At 67.9% G+C, this 22,343-nt stretch carries 18 protein-coding genes; 11 read left to right on the plus strand and 7 right to left on the minus strand.

The genetic code is table 11. The features are described from left to right. Positions 1–20 precede the first annotated feature (20 nt). On the plus strand, positions 21–638 hold the full coding sequence (locus WG922_RS09215; protein WP_340282229.1) for a hypothetical protein: 618 nt from the start codon (positions 21–23) through the stop codon (positions 636–638). Between the two features lie 149 nt (positions 639–787). Here WG922_RS09215 and WG922_RS09220 read toward each other — a convergent pair whose 3' ends face one another. Next, positions 788–2,269: a SulP family inorganic anion transporter gene (locus WG922_RS09220; RefSeq protein ID WP_340282230.1), complete on the minus strand. Its 1,482-nt coding sequence runs from the start codon at positions 2,267–2,269 to the stop codon at positions 788–790. A gap of 421 nt (positions 2,270–2,690) precedes the next feature. Here WG922_RS09220 and WG922_RS09225 point away from each other — a divergent pair, with 421 nt between their 5' ends. The 3 genes from WG922_RS09225 to WG922_RS09235 are packed head-to-tail and all read left to right on the plus strand — an operon-like array spanning position 2,691 to position 4,399. Next, on the plus strand, positions 2,691–3,362 hold the full coding sequence (locus WG922_RS09225; RefSeq protein ID WP_340282231.1) for a c-type cytochrome: 672 nt from the start codon (positions 2,691–2,693) through the stop codon (positions 3,360–3,362). 18 nt (positions 3,363–3,380) lie between these two features. Continuing rightward, a complete protein-coding gene (locus tag WG922_RS09230) occupies positions 3,381–3,830 on the plus strand; it encodes a DUF305 domain-containing protein (RefSeq protein WP_340282265.1) in 450 nt (149 codons plus the stop codon). Continuing rightward, positions 3,830–4,399 carry a hypothetical protein gene (locus WG922_RS09235; RefSeq protein ID WP_340282232.1) on the plus strand — a complete coding sequence of 190 codons (570 nt, stop codon included), beginning with the start codon at positions 3,830–3,832 and terminating at the stop codon, positions 4,397–4,399. Before WG922_RS09230 ends, WG922_RS09235 begins: the two co-directional genes overlap by 1 nt. Positions 4,400–4,431: 32 nt before the next feature. Here the strand turns inward: WG922_RS09235 and WG922_RS09240 are convergent, their stop codons facing one another. Further along, positions 4,432–5,655, minus strand: a complete 1,224-nt coding sequence (locus WG922_RS09240; RefSeq protein WP_340282233.1) for an MFS transporter — start codon at positions 5,653–5,655, stop codon at positions 4,432–4,434. Positions 5,656–6,058: 403 nt separating this feature from the next. Between WG922_RS09240 and WG922_RS09245 the strand changes: the two genes are divergently transcribed. The 4 genes from WG922_RS09245 (at position 6,059) to pdeM (ending at position 13,982) form a co-directional block, all read left to right on the plus strand. Beyond that, positions 6,059–8,542: an NAD-dependent epimerase/dehydratase family protein gene (locus WG922_RS09245; RefSeq protein ID WP_340282234.1), complete on the plus strand. Its 2,484-nt coding sequence runs from the start codon at positions 6,059–6,061 to the stop codon at positions 8,540–8,542. 215 nt (positions 8,543–8,757) lie between these two features. Then, positions 8,758–10,575: an ABC transporter ATP-binding protein gene (locus WG922_RS09250; protein WP_340282235.1), complete on the plus strand. Its 1,818-nt coding sequence runs from the start codon at positions 8,758–8,760 to the stop codon at positions 10,573–10,575. Positions 10,576–10,839: 264 nt separating this feature from the next. Continuing rightward, positions 10,840–13,323 carry a ligase-associated DNA damage response DEXH box helicase gene (locus WG922_RS09255; protein ID WP_340282236.1) on the plus strand — a complete coding sequence of 828 codons (2,484 nt, stop codon included), beginning with the start codon at positions 10,840–10,842 and terminating at the stop codon, positions 13,321–13,323. Beyond that, positions 13,320–13,982 (plus strand): ligase-associated DNA damage response endonuclease PdeM, encoded by a 663-nt coding sequence (gene pdeM / locus WG922_RS09260; RefSeq protein ID WP_340282237.1) that lies wholly within the window; start codon positions 13,320–13,322, stop codon positions 13,980–13,982. The genes WG922_RS09255 and pdeM overlap by 4 nt, the downstream gene beginning before the upstream one ends. 19 nt (positions 13,983–14,001) lie before the next feature. Here the strand turns inward: pdeM and WG922_RS09265 are convergent, their stop codons facing one another. The 4 genes from WG922_RS09265 to WG922_RS09280 all read right to left on the minus strand — a co-directional run bounded on the left by WG922_RS09265 (position 14,002) and on the right by WG922_RS09280 (position 18,447). Beyond that, entirely contained in the window at positions 14,002–15,270 is a 1,269-nt protein-coding gene (locus WG922_RS09265; protein ID WP_445322810.1) for an Hsp70 family protein, read from the minus strand. A gap of 220 nt (positions 15,271–15,490) precedes the next feature. Further along, complete coding sequence (locus tag WG922_RS09270) at positions 15,491–16,357, minus strand: class I SAM-dependent methyltransferase (RefSeq protein WP_340282240.1); 867 nt, start codon at positions 16,355–16,357, stop codon at positions 15,491–15,493. A 16-nt stretch (positions 16,358–16,373) separates the two neighbouring features. Further along, positions 16,374–17,261: an extracellular catalytic domain type 1 short-chain-length polyhydroxyalkanoate depolymerase gene (locus tag WG922_RS09275; protein ID WP_340282242.1), complete on the minus strand. Its 888-nt coding sequence runs from the start codon at positions 17,259–17,261 to the stop codon at positions 16,374–16,376. Positions 17,262–17,424: 163 nt separating this feature from the next. Beyond that, complete coding sequence (locus WG922_RS09280) at positions 17,425–18,447, minus strand: alpha/beta fold hydrolase (protein ID WP_340282243.1); 1,023 nt, start codon at positions 18,445–18,447, stop codon at positions 17,425–17,427. Positions 18,448–18,788: 341 nt separating this feature from the next. On the opposite strand from WG922_RS09280, the gene WG922_RS09285 reads away from it, so the two are divergent. Together WG922_RS09285 and WG922_RS09290 are read left to right on the plus strand one after the other, a co-directional pair. Continuing rightward, on the plus strand, positions 18,789–19,262 hold the full coding sequence (locus tag WG922_RS09285; RefSeq protein ID WP_340282244.1) for a hypothetical protein: 474 nt from the start codon (positions 18,789–18,791) through the stop codon (positions 19,260–19,262). Positions 19,263–19,337: 75 nt separating this feature from the next. Then, on the plus strand, positions 19,338–19,898 hold the full coding sequence (locus tag WG922_RS09290) for a dihydrofolate reductase family protein (RefSeq protein WP_340282245.1): 561 nt from the start codon (positions 19,338–19,340) through the stop codon (positions 19,896–19,898). Between the two features lie 60 nt (positions 19,899–19,958). Here WG922_RS09290 and WG922_RS09295 read toward each other — a convergent pair whose 3' ends face one another. Next, positions 19,959–21,221, minus strand: a complete 1,263-nt coding sequence (locus WG922_RS09295) for a ferritin-like domain-containing protein (protein WP_340282246.1) — start codon at positions 21,219–21,221, stop codon at positions 19,959–19,961. Between the two features lie 309 nt (positions 21,222–21,530). On the opposite strand from WG922_RS09295, the gene WG922_RS09300 reads away from it, so the two are divergent. After that, positions 21,531–22,262, plus strand: a complete 732-nt coding sequence (locus tag WG922_RS09300) for a hypothetical protein (RefSeq protein WP_340282248.1) — start codon at positions 21,531–21,533, stop codon at positions 22,260–22,262. The last annotated feature ends 81 nt before the right edge of the window (positions 22,263–22,343 follow it).

Here is a 22,343-nt window from a genome sequence, read left to right on the forward strand (position 1 = left end):
CCCAGAACACTGGAGATCCCATGCGCATCCGAACCGTAGTACTCATCCTCGCCGCCGTGCTCGTCGTCGCGTTCACTCTGCTGAACTGGGAAGAAGTCACACGCCCGACGACGCTGAGCCTCGGGTTCGCCACACTCGCGGCGCCGCTCGGCCTCATCCTGCTCGGCCTGCTCGGCCTCGCGACTCTGGCCTTTCTGGCCGCCAGCGCATCCACCCACACGCGCCACCTCATGGAAGCGCGGCAGCAGAGCCGAGACCTGCAGGCGCAGCGCGAGCTCGCCGACAAGGCCGAGACCTCGCGCTTCGTCGAGTTGCGACAGCACCTGGACAACCACCTGCGCGAGTCGCGCCAGCGCGAGGGCCAGGCGGCCAGCGAGACGGAGCAGACCCTCAGCCGCATCCAGCGCGAACTGCGCCAGCAGATCGAGCAGATGCAGCGAATGATGTCGATGCGTTTGGGAGAAATGGAGGCCCGGCTGGGAGCGCGCCTCGACGAAGGGGGCCCTGGCCACGCCCAGGGCTCGAATGGTTCAGCGCGCAGCGCGACGACGGTGCTGCTGCGCGACGAGGCCCCCCGGGCGGATCAGCGCGAGGGCTTCGACCACGTGGTGCAGGAGGACTCGCAGGCGCCGCGCTGAAGGGGTGCGCCTCTGCATCGGTGCCAGCGCCGGGCGTGATCAACCGTCGGCCCGGCCCCCGGCTGGCTCGGAACTGCAGAAGGCTTCGGCGGCGCGGCACTCGGCACGTACGCCATGCCTTTGCGGCGTTGCTTCCGGCGGCAACGCCCTCAATGCCCCGGCACCAGGTCCGCGCTCCCGCCCTTGTCGTGGACGGCGAAGCGGTCCACCAGCGTGGCACTGGCCTCGTTGAGGCCCACCACGTCGACCACCGTGCCTTCGCGGCGGAACTTGAGCACGACCCGGTCGAGGGCGCTGACGGCGGTGATGTCCCAGAAGTGCGCGCGGCCCACGTCGATGCGAACACGCTCGAGCGCTTCCTTGCAGTCGAAGGCCTCGACGAACCGGTCCGCGGATGCGAAGAACACCTGGCCTGCGACTTCATAGTCGCGGCTGCGCCCGTCGTCGGCAAGACGGGAGCGCACATGCAGGATTCGTCCGACCTTGTGCGCGAAGAAGAAGCCCGACAGCAGCACGCCCGTGAGTACGCCCTTGGCGAGATCGTGGGTGGCCACGGTGACGGCGACCGTCGCCAGCATCACGACGCTGGAGCTGGCCGGATGGGCGCGCAGGTTGCGGATGGATGCCCAGTTGAAGGTCCCGATGGACACCATGATCATCACCGCGACGAGCGCCGCCATCGGGATCTGCCGCACCCAGTCGCCGAGGAACACCACCAGCACCAGCAATGCCAGGCCCGCGGTCAGCGCAGACAAGCGCCCTCGCCCGCCCGACTTCACGTTGATCACCGACTGCCCGATCATCGCGCAGCCCGCCATGCCGCCGACGAACCCGGTGGCCACGTTGGCGATGCCCTGGCCCACGCATTCGCGGTTCTTGTCGCTGCGGGTGTCGGTGAGTTCATCGACGATGGTGGCCGTCATCATCGACTCGAGCAGGCCGACCACGGCAAGCGTGAGCGAGTACGGCAGGATGATCGCCAGCGTGTCCCAGGTCAGCGGGACGTCCGGGATCAGGAAGACCGGCAGGCTGTCGGGCAACGCACCCATGTCGCCCACCGTGCGGATGTCCAGGCCCAGCGCCATCACGACGCCGGTGAGGACCACGATGGCAACCAGCGGCGAGGGCACGGCGCGGGTGAGCAAGGGAAGGCCATAGATGATCGCGAGCCCCGCCGCCGTCACGGCGTAGACGTGCCAGGTGACGTTCACCAGCTCGGGCAGCTGTGCCAGGAAGATCAGGATGGCCAGTGCGTTCACGAATCCGGTGACCACGGAGCGCGACACGAAGCGCATCAGTCCGCCGAGCTTGAGAGCGCCGGCGACCACCTGCAGCACGCCCGTCAGCACGGTGGCCGCCAGCAGGTACTCGAGGCCGTGGGTTTTCACCAGCGTGACCATCACCAGCGCCATGGCGCCGGTGGCCGCCGAGATCATGCCGGGGCGTCCGCCCACGAACGCGATCAGGGTGGCGATGGAGAAGGACGCGTACAGCCCGACCTTGGGATCGACGCCGGCGATGATGGAGAAGGCGATCGCCTCGGGGATGAGGGCCAGCGCGACGACAAGACCGGCGAGCAGGTCCTTGCGGACGTTGGAGAACCACTCGTTGCGGATGGTGTGAATGGACATGCATGCGGGCCGCGCCAGGGCGGGCGGCCAGAACGGAGGAAAAAGGAAAAAGGCGGTCAACCGCGGCGCGGCGCCGGGCCTGTCGGAGCGAAAGGGAGCGATCTGACCGGGCGCAGCCCGATGCCCGTCATGGCGGCGCGACGGCGCAGAAGTAGCCGCGCGGCAAGCCAGCTCCCCGGTAGTTCACCGATCGGGTGCGGGCGCGCGGCGTCATCAGCATGGCGGCGATTCTAAGTCGGCGGTAAACCGCGCCTGCGCCCGAGCCCTCGCAGAAGCTCAGCCGCGCCGCAGCGGTTTGTGAGCGATGGTGACCGGCCAGCCCTGCGTGCCGTGGACAGAGCAAAGATCAGATCCCGTGCGGCGCGGTGCTCCCGCAGTCGCAGCAGCAGCAGCAGCAGCAAACAACGACGGGTCGCAAGGCATGGCAAGAAAGGCTGGATTCTGGAGCGGTCTGATCGCCGGATTGATGGCGGCGCTGGCGGTGCTTGCCGTCGGTGCGCTGGCCCTCGTCTACAGCGGGTCGTACAACGTGGCCGCCACCGAGGAGCACGCGTCGCTGACCCGCTGGGCGTTCGACACCACCATGCGTCGGTCGGTGCGCCAGCGTGCCGAGGACTTCCAGCGGACCGAGGCAGTCACCGAAGCGATGCTCTCGGCCGGCGCACGGGACTACCACGCCACCTGCCAGCACTGCCATGGCGGGCCGGGCGCCAGGCGGGCGGACTGGGCCGAGGCGATGCGTCCGCGCCCGCCCCACCTTGCGGAAGCTGCGGCCGAATGGGAGCCCGGCGAGATTTTCTGGATCGTGAAGCACGGCATCAAGATGACGGGCATGCCCGCCTTCGGCCCCAGCCACGACGACGCGGCGCTGCGCAGCATCGTCGCGTTCGTCAAGGCCCTGCCCGCCATGACGCCCGAGCGCTATCAGGCGCTGGGCGGTTCCGCGTCCGCGGGCCACGGCCACGGCTCGGAGGGCCCCGGCAGCCCGGGCGGCCAGCAAAGAGCGCCAGCAGCCGCGGCCCCCGCCGTCTCGAGCCCTGCCCATGCCCACCCCCCCGCCCCTGCCCCGCGCAGCAACGACCGAACGCGTTGAGGAGATTCCACCGTGCACATGTCCTACTGGCGCTTCGCCGCGATGATTGCGACCTCGACCGTGGTCATGTACGGGCTCATGTACCTGAACACCTACGCCTTCGAACAGGTGTTCTGGAGCGAAACCCGGGCCTGGATGGCGCTCGTGATGGGCGCGACCATGTCGGTGATCATGCTGGCCTTCATGCTCCACATGTACCCGCGCAAGCGCGTGAACTACGCCATCTTCGCCGGCTCGGTCGCGGTGTTCGCCGGCGCGCTGTGGCTGGTGCGCAGCCAGGCCACGGTCGATGACATCGCGTACATGAAGGCCATGATCCCGCATCACTCGATCGCCATCCTGACCAGCAGCCGATCGCAGATCACCGACCCGCGCGTTCGCAAACTCGCGGACGAGATCATCGAGGCCCAGGAGCGCGAGATCGCGGAAATGAAGTACCTGGTCCGCGACCTGGAAAGGCGTGACTGATGCACCCTCGCACGCACTCGATGGCGCTGAGCCTGGCCTGCCTGGCCATGGCCACCGGTCTGCTGGCGGGATGCGGCCAGAACGATGCGCCCGACGACGCTCCTGCAACGGCTCCCGAGATCGTGCGCATCCGGCAGGCGCCCCAGGCGCTCGAGGGAGCGCATGTGTCGATGCTCGATCCGGCCACGCTGCAAGGCGCCGAAATCCGGAAGGTCATCGGCGCACGCGCCCACTGCTCATTCCGCTACACCAGCTCCGGCAGGCCGGTGATGGTGGTCGGCCTGGGCTCGGACGGTCTGGCCGAGCTGGGCGTGGTCAAACTCAACGGCGTTCTCGTGCCGCTCCAGCCTGCCCCGGCGACCGCCATTGCGCCGGCAGCCTTCGCCCTCGCGGCCGAACCGGTGCACCTGACCGTGCGCCCCGATGCAGATCCCTCCGCCATACCGCAGACCGATGGGAGCCGTGTCGCAGCAGAAATGATTTTCGAGGTGGGGCAGCAGCTCAGGGCCGGCTACCACGGCTACCTCGAGTGCCGTCCGGCCGCACCGGCGCCTGCGGCCCAGCGCTGAGCGAGCGGCGCCGCGTCGCGGCTGCCGGCGATTCAGCGCGGTCGGCGCGCGAGGATGAACAGCACCGAGCCGGAGCCCGAAACCAGCGCCAGGATGGTGAAGCCCAGGCGATAGTCCCCGGTGAGGTCCGACAGCCCGCCCGCCACCATCGGCCCCGCCACCTGTCCCACGGCGATGAGAAACGCAGACAGTCCCATGATCACCCCGATCGCCTGGAGGCCGAAATAGTCGGCCCGCAGCGCCTGCATGAACGGGCCGCGCAATCCCCACGCCACGCCGTGGAAGACGGCGAAGCCGACCAGAAACACCGGATGCACGGCGAACGTCAGCATCAGCAGGCCCACCATGTGGCCAAGCATGCAGGCGGCAGCGACGTAGCGCTTGTCCCAGCGGTCGCCGATCGCCGCCCCCATCAGCACCCCCGCCACCTGGCAGCCGGTCATGAGGGCGATGACGGCAGAGGCCTCACCCACCGAGTAGCCCAGCCCTTCCTTCATGTGCGAGATGGCGTGCACGTTCACGGCAGTCACCACAAGCAGCGCGAAGCCATGCCCTACGCCGAGAAGCCAGAAGGCCGGGGTGCGCAGGGCTTGGATGGCACTGAAATCGCGCTGCAGCGGGGCAGCCACGGCCCCCGGAGCGAGAGCGGGTGCGGGCTCGGGCGGCAGGCCGTCCTCGGTCTCGCCGACCTCGCCCGGATGGCGGCGCAGCACACGCGCGAGCGGCCAGCCGACCACGATCGCGAGGACACCGGACATGAACGCCGTCGAGCGCCAGCCGTACGCCTGCATCGACCAGGCCACGAGCGGCACCGCGACGCCTCCCAGCGCCAGGCCGAGGCCCATCGTGGACAAGGCCCGTGCCCGCTTGCGCCGGAACCAGTGCACCAGCGTGACCGTGAGCGGAAAGTAGCCCGACAAGCTCGAGCCGAGGGCGAGCAGCACGATGGCGACATAGAAGCCGCCGATGCTGTCCACCTGGCTGAGCACGATGAAGCCGAGGCCGAACACCAGGATGCCGGCCTGCACCATCAGCCGGGCCCCGATGCGGTCCATGACCCACCCCAGGGCCGGCCCGAGCACCGCGCCTTCGAGCGACTGGATCGCCGCGCCCCCGGACAGCGAGGTCTTGCTCCAGCCGAACTCCTGCGAGAGCACGGCCACATAGGCGCCGAAGGCCTGCATCAGCAGGCCGCCGTGGAGAAACTGGATGACGGAGGCTGCGCCGACCAGGCGCCAGCCGTAGAAGATTTTCAAAGAGGGCTCCGCCCTGCGCAGGGGGCGCAATCGCTCTCGCACATGCCTGGAGAACTGCGCCCGCACTGCTGCCTCATGGGAGGGCCGAGCATACCGCCGTCGTCTCCAGCGCGGTCGCGCGGAGCCCGGCACGCCTCGCGCTGTGCCCTCTCCGGTGGACCGCCGGCCACCACGCCGCGCCGATCCGGCAGCGCTGCATTCACCCGCACCGGGCATGCGCTCTGCGGCACTGTCCGACGCGCGCGCTTCCCTGCGCCCCCTACCATGGCCCAGGCGCCCGGCCGTCGAGCGCCACCTCTCAGACCAGCCTATGCACCTGCGCAACCACGCCGCTTCGCCCACGCCTGCTGCCCCGCTGGACCGCGCGGCGTGCGCAGCCGCCGGCCCCCTGGGCTGTTGACGCATGGCTGAGATCGCATCGCGACCGATCGTCCTGATTTCCGGCGCGGACGGCAATCTGGGCGCCACGCTTGCCGAGGCTCTGTCCGCAAATTACCGGATCGTGGGCCTCTCGCGCAGCCCGGGCACGGCAGACTTTCCCCTGATCGAGTGCGACATCTCGTCCGACGAGTCCGTGACGCGTGCAATCGGAGAGTTTCGCGAACGGTTCGGCTCGACGATCGCCAGCGTCGTCCACCTGGCGGCCTACTTCGACTTCACCGGCGAGGACAACCCGCTGTATGAATCGGTGAACGTGGAGGGCACGCGCCGCCTGCTGCGTGCGCTGCAGTCGCTGGAGCTAGGGCAGTTCCTCTATGCCAGCACGATGCTCGTGCACGCCCCCGGGCGCCCGGGCATGTATATCGACGAACAGCAGCCGATCGATCCGCGCTGGGCCTATCCCAAGTCCAAGGCGGCTGCCGAACGGGTCGTTCGCGAGGAGCACGGCCGCATTCCCTACGTGCTGCTGCGGCTCGCGGGCGTGTACGACACGCACTCGATGGTGCCCACCCTGGCGCAGCAGATGTCCCGCATCTACGAGCGCGACTTCCAGAGCTATCTCTACTCGGGCAACACCCTGGCGGGGCAGAGCATGCTCCACCGGGATGACTTGCTGGACGCCTTCCGACGCACCGTCGATCGGCGCGGCGCCCTGCCCCTCGAAGCCGAAATCCTCATCGGCGAGCCCGAGGCGATGGGCTACGACCAGCTACAGGACGAGCTGGGCTATCTGCTACACGGCGCCGAAGACTGGCCGACCCTGCGCGTGCCCAAGCCGCTGGCGGCTGCGGGGGCCTGGGCGCAGGAGAAGCTGGAGCCGGTCATCCCGGACGCGATCGACGGCGGCGAGGCCCCCTTCATCAAGCCCTTCATGGTCGCCATGGCGGACGACCACTACGCCCTGGACGTGCGGCGCGCGCGCGAGCTGCTCGGCTGGGAGCCACGACACCGGCTGAAGAACGAACTGCCGGCGATGGTGGCCGTCCTCAAGAAGGACCCGGCGGGCTGGTACCGCATCAACAAGATCACGCCGCCTGCGCGCGTGGCCGAGGCACAGCAGATCGGCCACAACGCGGAAGACCTGCGCCGCCGCCACGAGGCGCTGCTGCACTCGCAGCACGCCGCCAACCGCTGGGCGCATTTCGTGAACATCGCGCTCGGGACATGGCTGATCACGCAGCCGCTGCTCATTGCGGTCGAATCGCCCTGGCTGCGCTGGAGCGAAGTCGTGCTGGGCGTGCTGCTCGTCATCGGTGCTTCCTGGGCGCTGGCCTGGCGCGCGCAATGGGCGCGCTGGTTCTGCGCCGGCATCGGTGTAGTGGTGATGGCGATACCGTTCCTGTTCTCCACGCCGAACGCGGCGGCCTACCTGTCCGATACCTTGGTGGGCGCGCTGATCTTCGGCCTGGCCGTCGCCACCCGGCCCGAGCCCGGACCGTCGGCCATCGCAGTCCTGACCGGCCCGATGGTGCCGCCGGGCTGGAGCTACAACCCGTCCGACTGGACCCAGCGGATTCCCATCATCGCGCTGGCGCTCGTCGGGCTGTATGTCTCGCGCTACCTTGCGGCCTACCAGCTCGGCCACATTCCCGACGTGTGGGACCCGTTCTTCGCGGGCTCCCCGACCGACCCGCGGAACGGCACCGAAGAAATCATCACCTCCTCCGTATCGAAGGCCTGGCCCGTCTCAGACGCCGCGGTGGGCGGCTACACCTACCTGCTGGAGATCCTCACCGGCATCGTGGGCTCGCGCATGCGATGGCGCACCATGCCCTGGCTGGTGGTCCTGTTCGGCCTGATGATCGCGCCGCTTGGCATCACGTCCATCTTCTTCATCATCATCCAGCCGGTGGTGATCGGAACCTGGAGCACCATCGCACTCATCGGCGCCGCCGCGGTGCTGCTGCAGATTCCCTATTCGCTCGACGAACTGCTGGCGACGCTGCAGTTCCTGCGCCGGCGCGCGAAGGCCGGACAGAACTGGCTGCGCGTGTTCTTCGTGGGCGACACGGACGACATGCATCCCGGCAAGAAGCACGATGTGCTCGCCGACGAGTTCGACCGCTCCCCTGGTGCGGTGCTGAAGGACGTCACCATCGGCGGCGTCGGGCTGCCGTGGAACCTGGTGCTCGCCGCGCTCGTCGGCCTGTTCCTGCTGTTCACGCGCCCCGTCCTCGGCGTCGATGGCGGCCTCGCCAACGCACACCACGTGATCGGCTCGCTGGTGCTCACCGTGATATCCGTCGCCGCGGCCGAAGTCGCGCGTGCGTTCCGATTCCTTCTCATGCCGCTCGGGGCCGCGCTGGCAGCGACTCCCCTGTTCTACGCCGCCGACACGGTGACCACCGCGGTGAGCGTCGCGCTGGGGCTGGCCATCGTCGTCCTGAGCGTGCGGCGCGGCGGCATCCGGGAGCGTTACGGAAGCTGGCAACGGCTGATCAGGTAGCGCCTGACCGTCGATAGACCAATAGTGACTGCGGCGGACAGCAGCATGCATCCGCTGAGCGCACCGGTACGCCTGACGCCCCACGCTCTGCCCCACGCGGACCACACGGTCGATTCGCCAGCGCCGCGTTGCTGCTGAAGGGTGCCAGCCTTTCAAGCGTCGATGCCGCCGCCGCACGTGGATGGCTGCGACCCGAACGCCCAGGAGAATGCGCCATGCATCTACTGCACAAGTACCTGAAGCCGCAGCGCAAGCTGGCGGCGGTCGCGCTTGTGCTCGCAGCGGTGGGGCAGGTGCTGGCGCTGGTCGATCCCATCATCTTCGGCTGGCTCATCGACGACTACGCCACCCAGCGCAACGTGAAGCCCGACGACGAGCTGATCAGCGGCGCCCTGCGCCTGCTCGCCGTCGCTGTCGCGGTGGCGATCGCATCCCGCGCATGCAAGGCGATGCAGGACTACGTCGTGCGGCTGGTGGTGCAGCGCTTCGGCACGCACATCTTCAACGACGGGTTGCGCCAGACACTGCGACTGCGCTATCAGGAGTTCGATGAGCAGAGCAGCGGGGAGACGCTGTCCCTGCTGCTGCGGGTGCGGCGTGACACCGAGCGCGTCATCAATGCCTTCATCAACGTGCTCTTCGCCTCCGTGGTCGGACTGGCCTTCCTGCTGTGGTATGCCATCACCAAGAGTTGGCTGCTGGTGCCGGTGTTTCTCCTGGGCCTTCTGGTCCTGGGCGGGCTCTCTGGGCTATTGAGCCGGCAGATCCGATCGCAGCAGCGCGCCCTGAACCGGGAAACGACGCGCAACGCCGGCTTCATTACGGAGAGCCTGCGCAACGTCGCCCTCATCAAGAGCCTGGGCCTGACCTTTCGGGAGATCCGGCGACTCGAGGCGCAGACGCAGGTCATCTTCGAACTCGAAATGGCGAAGGTTCGCCGCATTCGCTGGTTGGCTTTCTTGCAGGGTTCGACCCTGAGCCTGCTGAAACTGTCGGTGCTCTTCGCGCTGCTCTGGTTGATCTTCCGCGACGTGCTGTCCACGGGCGAACTGATTGCAATGCAGTTCATCTCGGTCGCGATCCTCACGCCGCTGCAGGAACTGGGCGTCGTCATCCTCGCCTGGCGTGAAGCGAGTTCGTCGATGACGAACTTCGCCGAGCTGATGGCCAAGCCGATCGATCAGCGCGCGAAAGATGCGGTGCACGTCGGGCCGATCGAGTCCCTGCGTTTCGAGCGCGTGGTCTTTCGCCACCGAGGCGCCGAGGAGAACGCACTGGACGATGTGAGTTTCTCGGCGCGGCGCGGCGACACCATCGCCTTCGTGGGCCCGTCCGGCTCCGGCAAATCGACCTTGGTGAAGCTGCTACTGGGCCTGTACCGACCTGCCGCGGGCGAGGTCTACTTCAATGAGGTCAGCGCCCGCAAGCTGCGCTACAACGAGGCCCGCAGGCAAGTCGGCTACGTCACGCAGGAAACCAGCCTGTTCGCCGGCACCGTGCGCGAGAACATGCTCTTCGTACGCCCCGACGCGACGGATGCCCAGATCCTGTCCGCCCTGGAGAACGCCCAGTGCGCGCAGCTGCTGGCGCGCATGCCGCAGGGGCTGGACACGGTGGTTGGCGAGGGCGGCGCCCGGCTGTCGGGAGGCGAGCGCCAGCGGCTTTCCATCGCGCGAGCCCTGCTGCGCGAACCGCGGCTGCTGGTGTTCGACGAAGCCACCTCGGCGCTCGACTCACTCACAGAACAGCAGGTGACAGAGACGCTGCGGCGCATCTCGGCGGAACGCAACCAGATCACGCTGCTGATCGCGCATCGTCTTTCGACCGTGCTGCACGCAGACGCGATCCACGTGCTGGAAAGAGGGCGCGTGGTGGAAAGCGGCAGCCATGCGGAGCTCGTCGCGCTGAAGGGGCTGTACTACGCGATGTGGCGCCAGCAGATCGGTGAGCGAAAGGTGCCGACGTCCGGCCGGCTGCCGGAGCCCGACGATGCGGGAGAAATCGGCTCCGGTGGCGCTACGGATTATCTGTAGAGCGGGATCAGGAGCCTGATGGCATTCCGCCCTGCCCGTTCGAGGCGAGGACGCCTGTCCGCACGATGCCGAAGGCGGACGCAGCCACCGGCAAGGTGGCGCCGCCCAGCCGCCGTTCTCCCGAGCCCGCCGCGGCCCCACGGCGCCTGCGACTTTGGGATGATCCTGCGACGGCAGGCGCGCAATGGGCACTCCCGACCGGGCAGACCCGAAACCCTCAAACCCAACCGCATTCCCCGCGCGGCCTGTCAATCCGACCTCACGATGGCAAAGCACCGGCACTCCGAATCGACCGTCACTGCGGTGCCGACAGGCGCGGGCGACCGGGCGTCGGCGCTGGGCGTGCCGCAGGTGTTGACGTCGTGGCTGCAGGCCCAGGGGTGGGACTGGTTCGCGCACCAGCTCGACGCGTTCGAAGCGGCCGCGAGCGGGCGGCATGTGCTGCTATGCGCCCCCACCGGGGCCGGCAAGACACTGTCGGGCTTCCTGCCGTCGCTGGTCGATCTGCTGGGCACGCAGGGCGAGCCGCAGGGCCCCCACACCCTGTACATCTCGCCGTTGAAGGCGCTGGCCGTGGACGTGCATCGCAACATCGGCCGCCCCATCGCCGAGCTGAAGTTGCCCATTACCCACGAGACCCGCACCGGCGACACGCCGCACGGCAAGCGTCAGCGGCAACGCCGGCGCCCGCCCCACCTCTTGATGACCACGCCCGAATCGCTGTCGCTGATGCTGTCGTACGAGGACGCGGCCGCGCACTTCCGTCCCCTGCGCTTTCTCATCGTGGACGAGCTGCATGCCCTGATGGCTTCGCGGCGTGGCGACCTGTTGTCGCTGGCCCTGTCCAGGCTGCGGTCGATCGCCCCGCAGGTGCAGCTGATAGGCCTGTCGGCCACGATCCCCGATCCCGAGCTGGCCCGCGACTGGTTGTGCGGACCCAGGGGGGCCATCGTGCGGGCACCCACGCGCACGCCACCCGACATCCGTTTGCTGCACTCCACGCGGCGCATTCCCCTGGCGGGCCACATGGCCCTGTACGCCATGCCGGAGATCTACCAGGCGCTCGCCGGCAGCCGCATGTCCATCGTGTTCGTCAACACACGGGCACAGGCCGAGCTGATCTTTCAGGCGCTCTGGACGATCAACGAGAACAACCTTCGCATCGGGCTGCATCACGGCTCGCTCGAGCCGACGCTCCGGCGCAAGGTCGAAGACCAGATGGCCAGCGGCGCACTCGACTGCGTGGTCGCCACCTCCTCGCTCGACCTGGGCATCGACTGGGCCGAGGTGGAGCTTGTCGTGCAGGTAGGTGCCCCGAAGGGCGTGAGCCGCTTGCTGCAGCGCATCGGTCGGTCCAATCACCGCCTCGACGAACCCAGCAAGGCCCTGCTGGTGCCGACCAACCGCTTCGAATGCATCGAATGCCAGGCCGCGCTGCAAGCCGTGGCGCATGGTGAACTCGACGGCACGCCAGCAGGTTCTGGAGGGCTGGACGTGCTGGCACAGCACCTCATTGGCAGCGCCTGCAGCAGCCCCCTCTACCCCGATGCCATGTACGACGAAGTGCGCCAGGCCTGGCCTTATCGCGACCTGAGCCGCCAGGATTTCGACAGGACGCTGGGCTTCGCGGTGGATGGCGGCTACGTGCTGAAGAACTACGAGCGCTACAAGCGCCTGGAACGCGGGGAGGACGGGGCCTGGCATCTCACCGATCCATCCTTCGCACGGCAGTACCGCATGAACGTCGGCACCATCGTCGAGGCGCCGATGCTGCGGGTCAAGCGCCGCCGCCAGCTGCTCGGGATGATCGAGGAGTACTTCATCGAGAGCCTGAGCCCGGGCGATACCTTTCTCTTTGCCGGGCAGGTGGTGCGCTTCGACGGCGTGCGCGATGGCGTGGTCATGGTGTCGAGCGCCAAAGCGGATTCGCCCCGCATCCCCAGCTATGACGGCGGCAAGCTCCCCATGACCACGCACCTGTCGCAGCGCGTGCGCGATCTGCTGCAGCACCCGGACCGGTGGACCGAGCTGCCGCCCGAGGTGGTGGAGTGGCTGCAGCAACAGACCCTGCGCTCGCGACTGCCCGGCCCGAACGATCTCCTGGTGGAGACCTTCCGCTACCGGCGCAAGGCCTACACGGTGGCCTACCCCTTCGCCGGACGCAATGCCCACCAGACGCTGGGCTTCCTGATCCTGCGGCGCATGAAACAGCAGGGCTGCCGCCCGCTCGGCTTCGTGGCATCGGACTACGCACTCGCCTTCTGGTCACTGCAGGTGCCGCAGGACATCGACGAGCTGTTCTCGATCGACATGCTGGGCGAGGAGTTGCAGGACTGGCTGCACGATACGCCACGCCTGAAGCGCGCCTTCCGGGAGGCGGCGGTGGTGGCCGGTGCGGTGGAGCGCCGGCACCCCGGCCACCAGAAAACCGGGCGGCAGTTGTCGATCAGCTCGGACCTGATCTACGACGTGCTGATGCGCTATGAGCCGGACCACGTGCTGATCCGCGCGGCCTACCAGGCCGCGATGGGTGGCTTGATGGACATCGAGCGCCTCTCGGACCTGCTGCGGCAGACGCAGGGGAAGGTCGTGGTGCGCCACCTCGACAAGGTCTCGCCGCTCGCTGTTCCGCTGATCCTCGACATTGCGCGCGAAAGCGTCTCGCGCCAGGACGCCGGTGACTACGTGCTCGAGGAACTGGAACAGAACCTTCTTCGCGAATCAGGCCTGGGAGGGCCTCCGGCATGACCACCATGACCGGAATGACGATCGCATTCGCCGGGCAGCAGTTGCTGCTGCACCCCAGCGGCGCCCTGCTGTGGCCGCGCCGGCAAATGCTGGTGGCCAGCGACCTGCATCTGGAGAAGGGGTCCCACTGGGCGCGGCGCGGGTACTTCTTGCCGCCCTACGACACCCACGCCACCCTGGCACGGCTGCTGCGCACCTGCGAGGAGACGCAGGCCCGGCGGCTGCTGCTGCTGGGTGACTGCTTCCATGATCCTGGTGGCCATGCTCGGCTCGATCTTGGGGCGCGGGCGGCGTTCGATGCCTTGCAGCGGCTCGAGCCGATCTGGATACGCGGCAACCACGATGGCGGCTTCGTGCCGCCGGGCTTCGAGGCCCACGACACGTACGAAGACGAGGGCCTGCTGTTTCGTCACGAGGCGCAGCCCGGCGCGGCGCACGAGATCAGCGGACACTTTCATCCCAAGGCCCGGATTGCGCACAAGGGTGGCAGCGTCGAGCGGCCCTGCTTCGTCGAAGACGGCCGCAAGTTGATCCTGCCGGCTTTCGGCGCTTACACGGGCGGGCTGTCGGTGGAGAACCCGGCCATCCGACAACTGTTCACCGGTGCACCGCGCTATCACCTGCTCGGACGTGAGCGGGTTTTCAGTTTTCGGGCGTGAGGCCTCAACGGCCACGCAATCACGAATAACGCCGCGCCGCCGAGTAGGCCAGGCCCGCCGCCACACCGCCGAACAGGTCTCCCGACACCAGCGGTACCCCGGGGAAGCGGGCGGCGAGTTGGTCCTGCAAGGGCCGCAAGGCCGAAGAGCCGCCAGTGAGGTAGATGGCGTCCAGCTTCGGCGAACCGGCGCGCTGCACGCACTCCTCGGCACAAGCGGCCACTTGCGCCACAAGCGCATCGAGCTGTTCGTGCATCTGGGCTGCGCTCAGCTCGACGTGCAACCCGGCTTCAAGCTCGTCCAGCGCCACGACTGCCGTGTCGTCCCGCACCGAGCAGGCGATCTTCGCCTGCTCCACCTCGGTCGCCAGCCGGTGCCCAAGCCGTTTGCGCAGCACCATCATGAGGCGATCGTGCAGTTGCGGATCGGTATAGCCCGAACGCAAAGCCTGGACGCGTGCCACGCCCACCGGCGCATACGAAAAGTTGATCAGATGCCAGGTCGCGAGATCGTGGAACACCGAGTTCGGCACCTCCCGCCCCTGCGGGCCGCGATGCCCCAGCCCGAGCAGCGGCATGACGCGTGCCAGGCTGAGCCGGCGGTCGAAATCGGTGCCGCCCAGATGCACGCCTGCAGTGGCCAGAACATCCGACGCGCGGTCTCCGGGCACAGCGCGTTGCGCACCGAGGCGCAGCACCGAAAAGTCCGAGGTGCCGCCGCCCACGTCCACCACGAGCGCAATGGCCGCTCCGGCAAGCTGCCGCTCGTAGTGGAAAGCAGCAGCCACGGGCTCGAGCTCGAAGGCGATTTCGTCGAATCCGGCGGCGCGCGCCGCCTGCTCGAGAGCATCCTGCGCCTGCCGGTCTCGCGCAGGGTCGTCGTCCACGAAGTGGACGGGCCTTCCGAGCACCAGCAGCGGCGGGCCGGTGCCGATGCGTGGGCGGGACCGCTCCAGCAGCTCGCGCAAGAACAAGGCGAGGATGTCCAGATACCGATGCTCTCCCCAGCCGACTGCGGTTTGCTCGTGAATGAGCGAGCTGCCAAGCAGGCTCTTGAGCGAGCGCATCAACCGGCCCTCCGTGCCCGCCAGGTAAAGGTCCACTGCCTCGCGGCCGAAATGCACGCTGCGTTCCTCGGAATCGAAGAACACTGCGGTCGGCAGAACGGCGGCTTCGCCTTCCATGGGAAGCAGGCGCGCCGTGCCATCGGCGTCGAGCGATGCCACCGCAGAATTGGAGGTGCCGAAGTCGATGCCCAGCAGCGGCCGGCTCGAAGACTGCGGGCGCATGCGCGACCTGGCACTGCGAGCGGAAGTCGGATGGTTCAAGATGAGTGAGGCCGCGCGGCGCCGAGAGAAAAAGGGGCGGATTCTACGGCTTCGTTCCCCGCCGGCAGCGCCGCCGCCGCCCCTTCCGGCGCGCGCACGGAGAGCCTCCAGCAGGGCGGCAAGCACGGGTGCCGGTCAGCAGGGCCTCGAACTCAGGGAAGTCGCTTCAGAACTGCCACACCTAGGTCGTGCGCTCGAGCAAGGCGACCCCGGACATGCGCTGAACAGCTTCCTGCACGAGGGAGCCGCCCCACATCGACAGCCGGTTCCAGGTGGCCGCATGCGGAGCTGTCCGCCCGAGGCGGATGGAATCTGTCCACGTGGAATGGAACTCGATCTCGCGCCAGCCCAATGCGTCGAAAAAGCGCACGCTGTCAGACGGCGCGAACCGGAAGGATGCTTTCGCGTTCGAAAGTTGTGACCGCCACACCATGCCCATCGTCTGTTGCAGCATTGGCGTGACCAGGTCTGCCAGCCATAGAGTCGCCTGCGGGTCGGCGTGCAGCTGTGCCGCCAAGCCGCTCACCTGCTCGGGGGTGAGATAGAGCAGCAGGCCTTCGGTCACGACCAGCAAGCGTCCGTGTGCATCGTCGCGTGCCATCTCCAGCACCCGCGCCCGCGCCGCCGCTTGGCTCAAGTCGGCGGCGACATGCGCGTGCCTGCACGCGGGCTCCTCGCCGGCCAGGCACTCCTTGCGGTACGCAGTGATCGCCGGCAGATCGACGTCGAACCAGCGAAGGGAGGACGGCAAGGGCAACCTGAAGGCCCGGGTGTCGAGACCGGCGCCCAGGTTCAATACGGTGCCCACGCCGCGGTGGAGGACGCACTCGACGATGACCTCGTCCATGACGGCCGTCCGCACCACCATCGACCAGGCCATAGAACGCCCGAATGGAAGCGCATCGACGATGTCCTGCCCGCGCTGTCCGGCCATTCGACGGGCGTACGGGTCGGCGAACAGCGCGTCCGGGCGTTCGGATTCGCTGGCTCGGTACGCAGCGACCCACAGGGCCGTATCGGAGACGTCCTGGATCAGGGGCGCATGCACGGCAGCGGGCTGGACCTCAAGCAACTTTGCGCCCCCGGCAACGCGCAAGGCTCTGCCTGAGGAAGAAGCGCAGCATTTCGCGCGAGGCATCGGGTCCGGATTCGTCCGTGAAGCTGCCTTTCGCGCTGCCGCCGGTCCAGGCATGGCCGCCGCCATGCACCAGCCACATCTCCGCGTCTGGACGCCCCTTGCGCCGGACATGTCTCACCAGGGTGACGGCTCGTCCGCCCGGCACGTTCATGGTTCCGGTGTGAGACGCGGCGTCGCCCCGGGAAGGGGTTCCGCCGCTGCGGTTCAGCGCCTGGGCCAGCACGGCCTCGGCGTTGAGCGGATGGACGGTCTGGTCGCGATCCCCATGGAACACGATAGTGGGGACGGCCGGCAAGGAGGCGCACACGGCGGCACGGCCCTTCGCCGGCGAATCGCCCGGCGGGCCACTGCTCATGGCCCTGAGTGCCGACATCAGGTCATGGGCCACGCCGGTCGCAATGCCGGAGTGCACACCCACGGCAGCGTAGAGGTCGGGGTAGGTCTGCCCGAGAATCACCGCCATCGCACCGCCGGCGGACATGCCCGCGACGTACACCCGCACCGGGTCCGCATCATGGTCGCGAATGATCTGGCGTGTGAGCCCGGCAAGCATTGACGGCTCTCCGCCGGACGCGAACTGATGCTTGACGTCATACCAGTTCCAGCTGCCCAAGGGGTGGGCACTGCGCGACTGCTGGGGAAAGAGGGCGATTCCCCCGCACTCCCGAACCGCTTCGTGCATCTGCGTCCCTGCGGCGAAGTCCGAAGCACTTTGGCAGGCGCCGTGAAGCATCACGAACAGTGGCGGGCGCATGCCGACGTTGGCGGGCACGTAGAGCGTGTAGTCGAGCGAGCCGACGGGGTCCGTGTACACCGCCTCGACGACGCGGTCGGCGTCGGACAGGGCAGTCTCGGAAGCGAGAGATGAGGGTCTTGGCATAGGTCCTTAGCTGGGTCGCCGCGCCAGCACGCTCGGGTGCTGGCGGGAAGAGCCCGTCTTCGAGGTCGTCGGAGCTCTGGAATCGGATGAACGCCGTTCAGGCGACCTGGAGTGCGGGGAGCGGCCTGGTCCGGTCCGGCGCCTGCTCCTGGGGGCTCGACGTCTCGCCACCGATCGCGGCAGCGATGACGTCCTGCGCGGCGTGGTGGACCATGTGCCCTTCGCCGGGCACGACGATGAGGCGGCTCGCGGGCAGTTCCCGGTGCAGTCGCTGTGCATGCGCTTCGGGGTCCACCACCTGGTCGTCGGCGCCTGCCACGATCGTGACGGGCATCCGCAGCTCGCCATAGCGGCGCGACAGAGTCCGCGCCTCGGGGATCATGAAAGTCGCGTCTTCCGCATTGGCGCGCAGCTGCCCAGGGCGCACCATGATCTCGCGCGGCACCGCGGTGTAGAAGCCGGAGGGCACCGCTGCGGGAGCGAACATGCCCTTGACCATCGGGCCGATGAGCGCGCGCGCTGCCACGGCGGTGACCGTGTAGCGCATGACGTCGCCGACCACGGGGAGCGCAACGGGAGCGGTCGCCAGCGCGTCGTAGCGGATCTCCGGGTAGTAGTAGCCGCTTACCAGGACGAGTCCGCGCACGGCAGCCGGATGCTCGAGCCCGAGCGCGACCGCCACCATCGTCCCCATCGAATGCCCTACCACGACGGGCTGGTCTATCCGAAGGGCGACGAGCGCCCGCTGGATCAGCGCGGCCTGGGCCGTCGGCGTCCAGAATCGGTCTCGAGGCCGGCTGCTATGGCCGAATCCCGGCCGATCGAAGGCGAGTACGAGGTGGTCCCTGGCCAGCCGGTCGATGAGGCCGCTGGCATGGAAGTCGGCGTGCGTCACGGTGTTCCCGTGCAGCAGCACCACCGGGGGGCCCTCGCCGCGCATGACGTAGTGCAAGCGCACGCCATCGATCTCGACGAACTTCCCCTGCGGGGGATGGTCGGCGTCGGCGCGGGCTGCCTTGCGGCGGACCCACCAGGCTGTCGCCGCTGCCGCGGTCGCTGCCAGCAGCCCGGTCATGAGGAGGGTGTGGTGCCGCAGCTTCCGTGAGGTTGTGATGTTCATGCGAGAGCATGGCAGCGTCGCGTCGCGCGCCGGGTCGGCGGAAGGGCTCACATGACGTAGGGTCCGTTCACGTGATCGGTCCCATGAGCAACTTGCGCATGGTTGCGCTCGGCTTCACGTCGTTGCCGCCCTGCATAGAGCGGTCGGATGCGCTCGCAAAAGCCTCGCACAAGCATCGAAGAAGCATGCGAGTCGCTGCCGTCAGGAGCCGCTCAGCACGTCCTGCGCTCAATCACGCCGACGCAGCGATACATTCGTCGGTGGACGATGAACGCGCTTCATCGGCCGACTCATGCGCCAGGCAGGCGCCGCAGCCCCTACAGCAGCAGAAGAGGCCCCCAGTGAGCAGCGAGCCCATCATCAAGCTCCAGAAGAACCCGGACATCGTTCGCCAGTTCGCGGACTTCTCCCGCTGGCAAGTTCAACTCCGAGACCGCTACAAGGAATTCCATGCGGCGCTCGCGAACGTACCTGGCAGCAGCGTCGGTCCTGGCTTGGGCCTCGAAGTCGGTGTTCTGGAACGTGACCGATTCGACCTGACGTACTCGGGTATCAGGGTCCGCGTACGCTACACCAGCGAACTGAACGATGCCGCAGATCCTTCCGGTCGAGTCTCCTTCTACGAAGTGCAGGCACATGGGAGTAACGCAGAGGAGCTGCTTGCTTCGATCGCACTCAGTCCCGATGGCATGAGCAATGACATCTCTTCGGACGGCGACATCGGGGTCTCCATCGCATCCTCCGCACTCGAGATCACGCTGAGCGTCTTCAAGAAGGTCCTTTGCAGGCGCTTCCGCCCGGAGGGATCGAACTGAGCCAGGCACCTCCCCCTCGACCCGACGGCACGCGACAGTCCAGCGGTCCCCCCAATCTGGAATAGATTTGTCGCCATGGGAATCTTGACCTTCAGCATCAACGTCACCCTCGACGGTTGCGTCGATCACCGCGAGGGAATTGCCGACGACGAGACACACGCATTCTTCACCCGCCTGATGGACGAGGGAGGGGCGATGCTATGGGGCCGCGTCACCTACGAGATGATGGAGAGCTACTGGCCGGCCGTCGCTCGCGGCGACGAGGAGGCGCCGCCGGCGATGCGCGCGTGGGCGGTCCGACTGGAGGCCAAGCCGAAGTACGTGGTGTCATCGACGCGAACGGATTTCAGGTGGACCAACAGCCACCACATCACGGGCGACTTGCGTACGAGCGTGCAGAAGCTCAAGGACGCAACCCCTGCCGGCGTGCTCCTCGGCAGCGGCAAGCTCGCGACCGAACTGGACCGGCTGGATCTCATCGACGAGTACAAGTTCCTGGTCCACCCCCGGGTCGCCGGCCATGGACCGACCCTGTACCAGGCCGGGCTGCCCGGCACGCGGCGGCTCGAGCTGGTCTCGGCGGTGGCTCTGCGCAACGGCGCCGTCGCTGTGCACTACCGGCGCGCGGGCAGCTAACGGCAGGTTGCAGTGGACGGTCCGCGGCGCCGCCGTGCGCTCGCGTCAAAACCGATGCTGCTACGCGGAGCGCCGCAGCGCTTCGGCAGCATCGGCCAACGCGGACCCCGTCGCCTCGACGGAGCCCGGCGCCCCCAAGGTCGCAACGCGCGCAGCAATGTCCGACAAGCGCTCGGCAAGCATCGACAGCGCGCGCTCCGGAAGCGGCCCCTCGATCGCCCGCAGCATCGCGAAGCTCATGCCTGCGCGGGGCGCGCCCTCTTCATCCCGGGCAGGCAGTTCGGTGAGCGCCGAGCCCAGAGCGGTGACAGCCTTCATGCACGAGAGAGCCGCCCCAAGAAGCGACCGGCGCTGCTCGGCTCGCGGCGCCGGGGTCTCATAGAGCTGCGCGAGGCAACGGAGCATCGTGGAATAAGCGCCATTGGCTGCATCGACGACGTGAGCGGCTTGCCGGTTCTCGATCCACACGCGCCCATCGACCACCGGAGCGTGCATGACGGGGTCGCGCGCGGCGTCGCGCGCTGGTTCGAACTCGGGCCGCGCGGCACGCAGCGCCAGCAGCTCGCCGCGGATTGACTCGAATCGTCCGAAGTGAGAGTCGTCCCGCCGTCCGCCGGAGCCCTCCCCCTGCTCGACGATGGAAAGGATCGCGCGCCGCGCGTCCTCGACGCTTCGGACCACGACCAGATCCTCGCAGCGAAGCTCCTTGGCGGTCAGTTGCAGCCCCACGGGGCCGCTGAACAGGCGCCTCTCGCCGAACTCCGCCGCGGCGAGCTCGATCTCGCATCGCAGTGCGTCGTAGAACCCGCCGATGGTCTCGTAATCCGGAGCGCGCGGCATGAGCGGCCGGAAAAAAGGCTCAGGCCTCTCGGCTGCGCCCTCCTCCTGGAAACAGGCCGGATCGGCGACCGGAATCTCCTCCGGCCGCTCCAGGAAAATGAAGTGCTCAAGGGATTCGAGGCTGAACGGAGCCAGAGCGATCGCAACGCCTGCGGGGTGATAACCGGGCGCGACGGGGAAGTTCGGACGGTTGAAGTGGGGCCGCGAACCCATCGCGACCATCAGGTTGCACACCTGCGCGAGGTGGACCATTTCCTCCACGCATAGCCCCATGATGTCCGCGCGCCAGCGCGAGATGGCTTCGAGCTCCTTGGTGGTGACGCCCTCGTCCTCGCGCTGCTTCAGGCTGAATGCCGCGTAGAGGTAGCTGCAAAGAATGTTGTGTTCCAGCTCGGCCGCCTCGGCCAGGAGGTGCAGCACCTGCTCGCGGGACGTGCGCGACGTCACCGCCGAAGGAGTTCCGGATGTCGCGCGGGTGGTCATCCGACCAGTGTGTCTCATTCTTCTGTTGACGTGAGCCTCGGCAGGAGTGAGGGGTCCACCAGGCGCGAACGGCCTTGGGACAGAACAGGCATCGACCGACATGCGCGGGCGCCTGGTGAGCCGGCAGTCGCGCGGGGCTGTCCGCGACGGTCCGCACACAGAACTGCGAGCAGCAGCTCAACCGGTCCCTCGTTGCAGCCTGCTCGTTGGATTGCCGATCGTGTCGCGCGGGGCGAAGCCTTGCGAGCACTTCAGGACCTGTTAACCTGATTCGGGGCGCGCGCCCCTCGCCTCTCCGACTTATCCGCGATGACGCAGAAAGACCTTGCATTCGAAGCAGGTGCTGCCACGGACCGTTCCTTGTCGCGCGTCGGCGCGGCTGGGGCGTTCCTCGGACTGGTGGTCTACTTCACTTCTGCGGTCCTGCATCCAGACACGCCGCCGCACGACACTCGCGCCGCTTTCGCGCATTACGCGGATGAGCCCTACTGGGGCATCATTCACCTCGCAGAACTCCTCGGCGCCCTGTTGATGAGTGCCTCCGGCCTCGCGCTCAGCTGGCGGCTCCGAAAAGGCGCGGCGTGTGCATGGGCCGCCCTCGGTGGCGCAGCGATGATCGTCTTTTCAGCCGTGTACGCGGTGTTTGCCGCAGTGGACGGCGTGGGCATCGGAATCTTGGTGCGACGGCTCGCAGCCGCGGGACCCGACAACGCGGTCGTGTTCGAGGCCGCCTATGCCGTCCGGCAGGTGGAAGCGGGCTTGTTCGCGCTCCAGTGGTTCATGTTCGGCTTGGCCGCGGCCATGTACACGTTTGCATTCATAAGCGCGCGCTCGGCTGGCCCTTGGTTCAGCGCAATGGCGGTGCTCAGCGCGCTGGCGAGCGTGGGGACGCTGGCTTTCGCCGTCGCGCAGGCCCAGACGGGCTTCACCGAAACGTCAATGGCGTTCCAACTCGGCCTATACCCAGGCGTCCTCTGGGTCGTGGCAGTTGGAATCTTCTTACTGCGCTCACCGGTGAGCGAAGCCCAGGTCTGGTATTGACCCCATCCCCCGGAAAGGAATCGCTTGATTCTCAAGCCGTGACGCGCTTGGTCGGGAGAGCGACCCGATTTGGCTGGAGTT

The organism is Ramlibacter sp. AN1015, from assembly GCF_037726105.1.
Lineage (GTDB): Bacteria > Pseudomonadota > Gammaproteobacteria > Burkholderiales > Burkholderiaceae_C > Ramlibacter.